Source organism: Streptomyces thermospinosisporus (genome assembly GCF_039526425.1).
In the GTDB taxonomy this organism is placed as follows: Bacteria; Actinomycetota; Actinomycetes; order Streptomycetales; family Streptomycetaceae; genus Streptomyces; species Streptomyces thermocarboxydovorans.
Genome location: NZ_BAAAIZ010000079.1, coordinates 1 through 10651 on the forward strand (window position 1 = coordinate 1; position 10651 = coordinate 10651).

Here is a 10651-nt window from a genome sequence, read left to right on the forward strand (position 1 = left end):
GGCGCCCGCGCCGGCAGCCGGCTCCGCCGTCCCGAGCGGCACGCCCCCGGCCGGCTCCGCCGTCCCCGACGCCACCCCCACGGAAGAGTCCGCAACCTCCCACCCCGAAAGCAGGGCCACGTGCTGACCGTCGACTTCTCCCGGTTCCCGCTCGCCCCCGGCGACCGTGTCCTGGACCTCGGCTGTGGAGCCGGCCGGCACGCCTTTGAGTGCTACCGGCGCGGCGCCCGCGTCGTGGCGCTCGACCGGAACGGGGACGAGATCCGCGAGGTCGCCAAGTGGTTCGCGGCGATGAAGGAGGCCGGCGAGGCCCCCGCGGGCGCCGAGGCCACCGCCATGGAGGGCGACGCCCTCGCGCTGCCCTTCCCCGACGAGTCCTTCGACGTCGTGATCATCTCCGAGGTGATGGAGCACATCCCGGACGACAAGGGCGTGCTCGCCGAGATGGTCCGCGTGCTCAAGCCGGGCGGCCGCATCGCCATCACCGTGCCCCGCTACGGCCCCGAGAAGGTCTGCTGGGCGCTGTCCGACGCCTACCACGAGGTCGAGGGCGGCCACATCCGCATCTACAAGGCGGACGAACTGCTCGCCAAGATCCGCGAGGCCGGCCTCAGGCCGTACGGCACGCACCACGCGCACGCGCTGCACTCCCCGTACTGGTGGCTCAAGTGCGCCTTCGGCGTGGACAACGACAAGGCGCTGCCCGTGCGGGCGTACCACAAGCTGCTGGTCTGGGACATCATGAAGAAGCCGCTGGCCACCCGGATCGCCGAGCAGGCGCTCAACCCGCTCATCGGCAAGAGCTTCGTGGCGTACGCGACCAAGCCGCACCTGCCCCCGGTGGACGCCGCGTGACCACGCCCCGGACCGAACACCTGGTGCTGCCCGGCGTGCTGACCGCCGGGCAGGCCGCCGCGACCGTGCGCGGCATCCTCCGGCTGCAGCGCGCGGACGGCGCCATCCCCTGGTTCCGGGGCCACCACCTCGACCCCTGGGACCACGTCGAGGCCGCCATGGCGCTGGACGCGGCGGGCGAGCACGAGGCCGCCGAGCGGGCCTACCTCTGGCTGGCCCGGAACCAGCAGCCCGACGGATCCTGGTACGCCGCCTACGCCGACGGCGACCCCTGCGACATCACCGACCGGGGCCGGGAGACCAACTTCGTCGCCTATGTCGCCGTAGGCGTGTGGCACCACTACCTCTCCACCGGCGACGACACCTTCCTCGACCGCATGTGGCCCGTGGTGTACGCGGCGGTCGAGTTCGTGCTGCGGCTCCAGCAGCCCGGCGGGCAGATCGGCTGGCGGCGCGACGACGACGGCACCGCCACCACCGACGCCCTGCTCACCGGCTCGTCCTCGATCCACCACGCGCTGCGCTGCGCCCTCGCCATCGCCGAGCAGCGGGAGGAGCCGCAGCCCGACTGGGAGCTGGCCGCGGGCGCGCTGCGGCACGCGATACGGCGCCACCCGGAGCGGTTCCTGGACAAGGACCGCTACTCGATGGACTGGTACTACCCGGTGCTGGGCGGCGCGCTCACCGGCGCGGAGGCCAAGGCGCGCATCGAGGAGGGCTGGGACCGCTTCGTGGTGCCCGGCCTCGGGGTGCGCTGCGTGGTGCCCAACCCGTGGGTGACCGGCGGCGAGTCGGCCGAACTCGCCCTGGCCCTGTGGGCGATGGGCGAGTCCGACCGCGCCCTTGAGATCCTCCGCTCCATCCAGCACCTGCGGGACGCGGCGAGCGGCCTGTACTGGACGGGGTACGTCTTCGACGACGACGCCGTCTGGCCGCAGGAGCTCACCACCTGGACCGCCGGTTCGGTGCTGCTGGCGGTCGCCGCGCTGGGCGGCCACGAGGCCACCTGCCAGGTCTTCGGCGGGGAGCGCCTGCCGTGGGGCCTGGACGCGGACTGCTGCGCCGAGGACTGACGGACGGGCCGGCGCAGCGCCCGCCGCTGGGGCTCACCGCCTGCGCGGCTCAGTGCCTGCGCAGGCGGTTCGCGATCGCGTGGCCGATGAACAGGTAGACGACCGCAGCGAGGCCGTAGCCGCAGACCACCCTGGCCCAGGCCTCGTCGAAGGTGAACAGGTCACGGGACCAGCCGGCCAGCCAGTTGGCCGCGTCATGGACGAACTGCACCAGTTCGTTGGCGCGGTTGGCGTCCAGCAGGTACATCAGAATCCACAGTCCGAGGATGACGGCCATGATGTCCGCGATCACCGCGACGACCGTCCCCGCGGAGGTGGAACCAGTGCGATATCGGGGAGACATGCTTTCCGTCTGGCCCCGATTCGCCGGGTGAAACCCGCGGCGGCCGCGCGGCTTTGTACGGGGGTCAGGAGCTGAGCTCCGCAAGGACCCGCAGGCTCGCCGGATCCGGGGCCAGCGCCAGCAGGTCCGTCACCGGGCCCTTGCGCCACAACTGAAGCCGCTCGGCGATGCGTTCCCGCGGCCCCACCAGGGAGATCTCGTCGGCGAAGGCGTCCGGCACCGCCCGCACCGCCTCCTCGCGGCGCCCGGACAGGAACAGCTCCTGCACCCGGCGGGCCTCCTCCTCGTACCCCATGCGGGCCATCAGGTCGGCGTGGAAGTTGCGGGAGGCGTGTCCCATGCCGCCGATGTAGAAGCCGAGCATGGCCTTCACCGGGAGCAGGCCCTCGGCGACGTCCCGGCAGACCCGCACCTGCGCCATCGGGGCGACGACGAACCCCTCGGGCAGGTCGGCCAGTGCCGGGCCGTAGGCCTCGGGGCGGGTGGGGGACCAGTACAGGGGGAGCCAGCCGTCGGCGATGCGGACGGTCTGCGCCACGTTCTTCGGGCCCTCCGCGCCGAGCAGCACGGGCAGGCCGGGGCGGAGCGGACGGGTGATCGGCTTGAGGGGCTTGCCGAGGCCGGTGGCGTCCGGGCCGCGGTAGGGGTGGGCGTGGAAGCGGCCGGCGAGTTCGACGGGGGCCTCGCGGCGCAGCACCTGCCGCACCACGTCGACGTACTCGCGGGTCGCGGTCAGCGGGGAGGCCGGGAACGGGCGGCCGTACCAGCCCTCGACGACCTGCGGCCCGGACAGGCCGAGGCCCAGCATCATGCGGCCGCCGGAGAGATGGTCGAGGGTGAGGGCGTGCATCGCGGTGGTGGTCGGCGGGCGGGCCGCCATCTGCGCGACCGCGGTGCCGAGCCGGATGCGGGAGGTGCGCGCGGCGATCCAGGTGAGCGGGGTGAACGCGTCCGAGCCCCACGACTCCGCCGTCCACACCGAGTCGTAGCCGAGCCGTTCGGCCTCCTGCGCCAGCGGCAGGTGGCCGGAGGAGGGGCCGCGGCCCCAGTAGCCGAGCGCGAGTCCGAGCCGCATGCCACCAGCCTCCTGACGGTACGTCAGCATTCGCGGGCGGCGTCGAGGGTACGGCAACGGCCCCCCGCCCGGAAGGGCAAGGGGCCGTGGAACGCTCAGCGGCTCGGCTCAGCCGCGCTGGATGCCGGAGGTGTCCTGCAGCACACCGCGGCGGCCGTCCTGGGTCTGGGCGACCAGCGCCTGACCGCGCTGCTCCACCGCCAGGTACCAGGTGCCGGGCGCCAGTTCGGCGATCGGCGTCGGCGAGCCGTCCTCCGGGAACAGCGGCCGGGGCACCGGCACGGCGAACCAGAACGGCGAGAAGTCCCCCGCGGGCTGCGCGGGCTGACCCTGCTGCGGCTGACCGCCCGGGAACGGCTGCTGGCCTGCCGGACCGGGCTGGCCCGGCTGACCGGCGTAGGGCTGCTGGGCGCCCGGGTAGCCGTAACCGCCGGGCGGCTGGGCGCCGTAGGGCTGCGGCGCGGACGGGCCGCCGGCCGGGAGCAGGGTGCCCTTGAGCGCGGGGACCAGCGGGGTGGCGACCGCGGCGGCGGCCAGCACCAGGGTGGCGATGAGGGCGAGGATCAGGCCCATGCCGGGGTCGATCCGGTCGTCGAGGCCGCTGCTGTCGTTGTCGAACGCACCCAGCGGGTCGAAGATGTTGCCCAGCGCGCACCAGGCGGCGAAGACGGTGAAGGCGATCCCGAACTGCCCGAGGTCGAGGCCCGCGACCTTCTTCGGCTGGGGCAGGGCCCGGGCCACGACGACGAGAGCGGCGCCGATCAACCCCGCCAGCACGACACCGAACAACACCGGCCCGCTGCCCCACAGGCTGGGGATGCCGTCGTCGTCCACGCCGTCGAACGAGTAGATGTCGAGGAACGACGCGATGAACAGCAACACCGCTGCTCCGATCACCACGCCGTCGCCTCGAGTGAGGGAGCGGATATTCACTTCAGGTCCTTCGTTGTCGTCTCGTCGTCGGTAGAGGCGTCGCTGTCACCTTGTCGCCCTCGGGCCAGGGTGCGAAGCGCGGGGGTGGCCCCTCATCGTGGGAACGACACTATCGTCCGCCCGATCAGGCTGTCCGCCGGGACCGTTGCCCCGACCTGCTACCCGCGCAGAAAACTCACGATTCCATCCGAAATCCCACGCGCCGCTTTCTGCCGCCAGGCACCGCTGGTCAGCTGTGCCGCGTCCTTGCTATCGCGCATGTTCCCGCACTCGATGAACACCTTGGGAACCGTTGACAGATTGAGACCGCCCAGGTCCTTACGCGTGACGAGACCGGTGCCGCCGCCCACGTAGTTGGAGGGCGCGCTGCCGGTGACCCGGACGAAATTCCCGGCGATGCGCTCACCGAGTTCGCGGGACGGTCCGACGATGGCGCGGGTGTCGGCAGCGCCGGCCTGCACGGTGCCGGGCAGGATCACATGGAACCCGCGGTTGCCGGTCCCGGAGCCGTCGGCGTGGAGGGACACCACGGCATCGGCCTTCGCCTCGTTGCCGATCCGGGCCCGCTCGTCGATGCACGGGCCGAACGGCCGGTCGCCGTCCTGCGTGAGCTTCACCGTGGCGCCCTGCGCCTCCAGCAGTTCGCGCATCCGGCGGGCGACGTCGAGTGTGAACTTCGCCTCGGTGTAACCGCCGTTGGTGGAGGTCCCGGTGGTGTCGCACTCCTTGCGGTTGGTCCCGATGTCCACCTGACGGTTGATCTCGGCGGCGTGCCGGAAGTTGCCCGGATTATGCCCCGGATCGATGACCACGACCTTCCCCTTGAGGGGACCGGCGGCAGCCGGCGCGGAGGCGGGAGAAGGGGAGGACGCGGAGGCACTGGGCTCCGCACTCCCGGAAGGCTTCTTCGACGGCGAGGCCGACGCCTTCGCCGACGACGGGGCCCGCGACGACACCGAGGCCGACGCCTCGCCCGCCGCACCGTCGTTCCGCTCGTCGTCCCCCGGCCCCCCGCCGACCACGGCATACACCGCCCACCCGAGCAGCGCACCCGGCACCAGCGCGGCCAGCGCCACGGTCAGCGGCCCCCGCCGGGACCGCCGCGGCTCAGGAGCATCGAAATCGGGACCCGTATACGACACGCAGCCACCCTAGCGGCTGCCGCCGAGCACGCACGCCGATGCAGGGGCGGGGCGAACGGGGCACCTGGGGGGCGCTCGCTCGGTCAGGTGACCCGGCTCACGCGTCCCGTCAGATGCCCGGGCCCGTGCGCCGCAGCACGCGCAAGGAGTTCTGGGCGGAGACCTCGGTGAAGGCGCCGGAGGCCAGGGCGCGGAGGTAGATGCGGTAGGGGGCCTGGCCGGTGAACTCGTCGGCGGGGTCGGGGAAGACGTCGTGGATGACGAGGAGGCCGCCGGGGGCGACATGGGGTGCCCAGCCCTCGTAGTCGGCGGTGGCGTGCTCGTCGGTGTGGCCGCCGTCGATGAAGACCAGGGCCAGCGGGGAGGCCCACAGGGACGCGATCTGCGGTGAGCGGCCGACGAGGGCGACGACGTGGTCCTCCAGGCCCGCCCGGTGCAGGGTGCGGCGGAAGGCGGGCAGGGTGTCCATCACGCCCAGCTCGGGGTCGACCGTCTCCGGGTCGTGGTAGTCCCAGCCGGGCTGCTGCTCCTCGCTGCCGCGGTGGTGGTCCACGGTGAGCGCGGTGACACCGGCCGCCCGGGCCGCGTCGGCCAGCAGGATCGTGGAGCGGCCGCAGTAGGTGCCGACCTCCAGCAGGGGCAGGCCGAGGCCGCCCGCCTCCCGGGCCGCCGCGTAGAGGGCGAGCCCTTCGTCCACGGGCATGAAGCCCTTCGCCGCCTCGAACGCGGCGAGTACGCCGGGGCCGGGTGCCGCCGGCGCGGGGCCGGCCTGGGAGGTCGTCCGTGTGTCCACGGGGTCATGCTGCCGTACGCCGGGCCGCACCCGGCGGCCGGGGTCAGGCGGAGACCCTGCCCGGAGCCTGCCGTGCGGCGTGCTCCGCGGCCGGCTCGTCCTCGCTGCTCGCCAGCAGCTGCCCGCCGGCGGGCGGACGCGTGGCCGGCAGGAACAGGGCGAGGAGCAGGCCGACCGCCACCGCCGCCGTGGCGATCAGGAAGGAGAGGCGGAAGCCGTGCAGGGAGGGCACCTCCACACCGCCCGTGGTGTGGGCCGTGGCCGCCAGCACCGTGCCGATCACGGCGCTGGACACCGAGGTGCCGATGGAGCGCATCAGCGTGTTCAGGCCGTTGGCCGCGCCCGTCTCCGACGCCGGGACCGCCGCGTTGATCAGCGCGGGCAGCGAGGCGTAGGCGAGGCCGATGCCGGCGCCCAGGACGATCGACGTCACCAGGGTCTGCCAGGCGGCGCTCATCAGGCCGAGGCCGCCGCCGTAGCCGAGGCCGATGATCAGCAGGCCGAGGATGAGGGTGGCCCGCGGGCCGTAGCGGGCCGAGAGGCGGGCGTACACCGGGGCCGTGAACATCATCGTCAGGCCGAGCGGCGCCACGCACAGACCGGCGACGACCATCGACTGGCCGAGCCCGTAGCCGGTGCCGGCGGGGAGCTGGAGGAGCTGGGGGAGGACCAGGGAGACGACGAAGAAGGAGACGCCGACCATGATCGACGCGAGGTTGGTGAGCAGCACCTCGCGGCGTGCGGTGGTGCGCAGGTCCACCAGCGGAGCCGGCACGCGCAGTTCCATCCACCCCCACAGCAGCAGCACCACCACCGAGGAGCCGAAGAGCGTGAGCGTCGTGGCCGAGGCCCAGCCCCAGTCCCCGCCCTTGGACACGGGCAGCAGGAACAGCACAAGACCGGCGGACAGGCCCAGCGCGCCCGGCAGGTCGAAGGTGCCCGGGGCGCGCGACGGCGACTCCGGCACGACGAGGAGGATCAGCGTGATCGCGAGCAGGCCGAGGCCCGCGGCGCCGAAGTAGAGGACGTGCCAGTCGGCGTGCTGGGCGACCAGCGCGGCGGCGGGCAGGGCGAGGCCGCCGCCGACGCCTATGGAGGAGCTCATCAGGCCCATCGCCGAGGCCAGCCGCTCCCGCGGCAGCAGGTCCCGCATCAGGCCGATGCCGAGCGGGATCGCGCCCATCGCGAAGCCCTGGAGGGTACGGCCGGCGATCATCAGCAGCAGATCGCTGGTGAACGCGCTGACCAGCGCCCCCACCACCATCACCGCCAGGCCCGCCACCAGCATCCGCCGCTTGCCGAACAGGTCGCCGAGCCGGCCCAGGATCGGGGTGGCCACGGCACCGGACACCAGGGTCGAGGTCAGCACCCAGGAGGCGTCGGCGGGCGAGGCGTCCAGCAGGCGCGGCAGATCCTTGATGACCGGCACCAGCAGGGTCTGCATCACCGCCACCACGATCCCGGCGAAGGCCAGCAGCGGCACCACGGCCGTGCCGGTCTCACGCGGGGCGGGGGCGGCGGGGCCGGTCGTCGTCCGTCTCATGGTCAGCGGGAACCTGTCTGCTGAGGCAACTATTCCGTTGCTTCGGCACTCTAACGATTTCTTGACCGGTTCTTGACGGACCCGCGCCCGGCGGTTGAGAGCATGGCAATCATGCTCCAGGCTTCCGGTACCTCCACCTCTGTCACCCGGCGTCCCGCACCTCCCGCATGGCTGGTGGTGACCCTGGCCTGCGCCGGCCAGTTCCTGGTCGTCCTGGACATCTCCGTCGTCAATGTCGCCCTGCCCTCCGTCCGCACCGGCCTCGGACTGGACGCCCAGGGCCTGCAGTGGGTGGTCAACGCCTACGCGATCGCCTTCGCCGGCTTCATGCTGCTCGGCGGACGCGCCGGCGACCTCTACGGACGCAAGCGGATGTTCCTCGTCGGCCTCGGCCTGTTCACCGCGGCCTCGCTGGCGGGCGGGCTGGCTCAGGAGGGCTGGCAGCTGCTGCTGGCGCGGGCCGTGCAAGGGCTCGGGGCGGCCGTGCTCGCACCCTCCACCCTGACCCTGGTGACCTCCGCCGTGCCGGAGGGCGCGGCACGGGCGCGGGCCATCGCCACCTGGACCGCCGTCGGCGCGGGCGGCGGCGCGGCCGGCGGCTTCGTCGGCGGGGTGCTGGTGGACTCGCTGTCCTGGCGGTGGGTGCTGCTGATCAATGTGCCGGTCGGCGCGGTGGTGCTCGCCGCCGCCGCGCTCTGGCTGACCGAGAGCCGGGCCGGTGACCGGCGGCGCCTCGACCTGCCCGGCGCCGTGCTGGTGACGGCGGGCCTCGGCACCCTGGCCTACGGCATCTCGCAGACCGAGGCCGAGGGCTGGACGGCGCCCGCCACCGTCGTACCGCTGACCACCGGGCTGCTTCTGGTCGCCGGCTTCCTGGTCGTCGAGGCGCGCGCGAAGGAGCCGCTGATGCCGCTCCGGCTGCTGCGGCTGCGGGCGGTGGCCTCGGCGAACGTGGCGATGTTCGTCAGCGGCGCCGCCATGTTCTGCATGTGGTACCTGATGACGCTGTACGCGCAGAACGTGCTCGGCTACAGCCCGCTGGAGGCCGGGCTCTCCCTGGTGCCCAGCTCGCTCGCCGTGGTGCTGGGCTCCAAACTGGCGCCCCTGCTGATGCCCGCGCTCGGCCCGCGCACCGTGGCGGTGCTCGGCACGCTCGTCGCCACGGCCGGCTTCGGCTGGCAGTCCACGATGACCGCGGACGGCACCTTCCTGACCTCGATCATGTTCCCCGGCATCCTGATGATGCTGGGCGGCGGCCTGGCCGGCACCCCGCTCGCCGCGCTCGCCACCTCCGGCGCCGCACCGCAGGAGGCCGGCCTGGTCTCCGGGCTGGTCAACACCTCCCGCACCATGGGCGGCTCCCTGGGCCTCGCGATCATGTCCACCATCGCTGCGGCCCGCACCGGCGACTCCACCGCCCCCGAGGCCCTGACCGAGGGCTACGCCCTCGCCTTCCGCACGGGTGCGGTGGTGCTGGCGGCCGGGGCGGTGATGATGTGGCTGTGGCTGCCGCGCAAGGAGGGGGCCGCGCACTGAGCGCGAGTGGCTGCCGCGCAAGGCGGGGGCCGCGCACTGAGCGCGAGTGGCTGCCGCGCAAGGCGGGGGCCGCGCACTGAGCGCGAGTGGCTGCCGCGCAAGGCGGGGGCCGCGCACTGAGCGCGATTTGCGAACCAGGTACGCGGCTGCGAGCTGAGCAGGACCGCGAACGGAACCGGGGAGAAAATGCGGGCCCGGCGCACGCCGGAACGGCCCCGTGAGGGCCCTCGGCGGGGTGCCGTGACCGACTTCCGCCACGGGTGAGGGTCCTGGCACGCCGCCGCGTCCGCCGGGCCCGCAGAGCCCCGTCAGGCACCCCCGCCCGCGCCCCAACCACCCCGTCTGGCCTGGGACTTCACCCGCCCGCGCCATACCATCGGCGGACGCGGAAAGGAGTCCGGATGGACCGGAACAAAAAGAGTCCGGGTAACCGGAACATACGCACCGTCGACGACGTCCTCGCCCTCCTGGACGACCTGTTCGCCCCGGAGGCGGACCGCTGGACGACGCGCGGCGCCGACTGGTGGGACACCTTCTACGCCGACCGTTCCCGTCCGGTCCCGTTCTTCGTGGCGAAGCCCGACGAGAATCTGGTGTCGTACGCCGACCGCGGCCTCGTCACCGCCGGCGGCCGGGCCCTCGACCTCGGCTGCGGTCCCGGCCGCAACGCCTTCTTCCTGGCGGCGCGGGGCTTCGAGGTGGACGCCGTGGACCTGTCCCCGGCGGCCGTCGCATGGGCCCGGGAACGGGCACACGAGGCCGGAGCGCAGGGCGTGCGCTTCCACCGTGGCGACGCCTTCGCCCTCACCGCCACCGACTTGACCGGCCCCTACGACCTCGTCTACGACTCCGGCTGCTTCCACCACCTCCCGCCGCACCGGCGGATCAGCTACCTCGCCCTGCTGGACCGGGTGCTCGCACCGGGCGGCCACTTCGCGCTCAACTGCTTCGCCGCCGGAGGCATGGGCTCCGAGCTGGACGACCACGAGTTCTACCGGGGCACCGGACTGCAGGGCGGGCTCGCCTACACCGACGAGTCGCTGCGCCGGATCTTCGCGGAGACGGCAGGGCTGGAGGAGATCGAGCTGCGGCGGATGGCACAACAGGGCGAGGACAGTCCGTGGTTCGGGGAGGACTTCCTGTGGACGGCGCTGTTCCGGCGCGGGTGAGCGACTCCGGCAGCGGGTGAGCGACGGGAGCCGCCGGACGCCTGCCGACGTGAGTCTTGGCTGACACAGTGTCAGGAGCCTTCACAACTGCACGAGGCTGGGCTATACAGAGTGGCGCCCTACTGGAACGCGTTCTACTGATGGGGCGGGTTCCCGCGGCCCCGTGACGACCCCGGTGCGGCCGACGGT

The 10651-nt window shown here is 73.2% G+C and carries 10 protein-coding genes; 4 read left to right on the top strand and 6 right to left on the bottom strand.

The genetic code is table 11. The annotated features are described in order from the left end of the window. Positions 1-120 precede the first annotated feature (120 nt). Together ABD207_RS24175 and ABD207_RS24180 are read left to right on the top strand one after the other, a co-directional pair. Positions 121-855: a class I SAM-dependent methyltransferase gene (locus ABD207_RS24175; RefSeq protein WP_344015238.1), complete on the top strand. Its 735-nt coding sequence runs from the start codon at positions 121-123 to the stop codon at positions 853-855. Continuing rightward, a complete protein-coding gene (locus ABD207_RS24180) occupies positions 852-1928 on the top strand; it encodes a prenyltransferase/squalene oxidase repeat-containing protein (protein WP_344015212.1) in 1077 nt (358 codons plus the stop codon). The genes ABD207_RS24175 and ABD207_RS24180 overlap by 4 nt, the downstream gene beginning before the upstream one ends. Before the next feature lie 49 nt (positions 1929-1977). Here the strand turns inward: ABD207_RS24180 and ABD207_RS24185 are convergent, their stop codons facing one another. The 6 genes from ABD207_RS24185 to ABD207_RS24210 all read right to left on the bottom strand — a co-directional run bounded on the left by ABD207_RS24185 (position 1978) and on the right by ABD207_RS24210 (position 7757). Further along, positions 1978-2271, bottom strand: a complete 294-nt coding sequence (locus ABD207_RS24185; protein ID WP_344015213.1) for a hypothetical protein — start codon at positions 2269-2271, stop codon at positions 1978-1980. Between the two features lie 64 nt (positions 2272-2335). After that, positions 2336-3346 carry an LLM class F420-dependent oxidoreductase gene (locus ABD207_RS24190; protein WP_344015215.1) on the bottom strand — a complete coding sequence of 337 codons (1011 nt, stop codon included), beginning with the start codon at positions 3344-3346 and terminating at the stop codon, positions 2336-2338. A 108-nt stretch (positions 3347-3454) separates the two neighbouring features. Next, on the bottom strand, positions 3455-4279 hold the full coding sequence (locus ABD207_RS24195; RefSeq protein ID WP_344015217.1) for a DUF5336 domain-containing protein: 825 nt from the start codon (positions 4277-4279) through the stop codon (positions 3455-3457). 158 nt (positions 4280-4437) lie between these two features. After that, positions 4438-5421, bottom strand: a complete 984-nt coding sequence (locus ABD207_RS24200) for an N-acetylmuramoyl-L-alanine amidase (protein ID WP_344015218.1) — start codon at positions 5419-5421, stop codon at positions 4438-4440. Positions 5422-5530: 109 nt separating this feature from the next. Further along, the gene (locus ABD207_RS24205; RefSeq protein WP_344015239.1) at positions 5531-6124 is read right to left on the bottom strand and encodes a class I SAM-dependent methyltransferase; all 594 of its coding nucleotides are present in this window, start codon (positions 6122-6124) and stop codon (positions 5531-5533) included. Between the two features lie 133 nt (positions 6125-6257). After that, the gene (locus ABD207_RS24210; RefSeq protein ID WP_344015219.1) at positions 6258-7757 is read right to left on the bottom strand and encodes an MFS transporter; all 1500 of its coding nucleotides are present in this window, start codon (positions 7755-7757) and stop codon (positions 6258-6260) included. Positions 7758-7859: 102 nt separating this feature from the next. On the opposite strand from ABD207_RS24210, the gene ABD207_RS24215 reads away from it, so the two are divergent. Next, positions 7860-9293, top strand: coding sequence for an MFS transporter (locus ABD207_RS24215; protein ID WP_425580803.1), 1434 nt, complete (start codon positions 7860-7862; stop codon positions 9291-9293). Positions 9294-9694: 401 nt separating this feature from the next. Further along, entirely contained in the window at positions 9695-10462 is a 768-nt protein-coding gene (locus ABD207_RS24220) for a class I SAM-dependent methyltransferase (protein ID WP_344015221.1), read from the top strand. Positions 10463-10651: the final 189 nt, after the last annotated feature.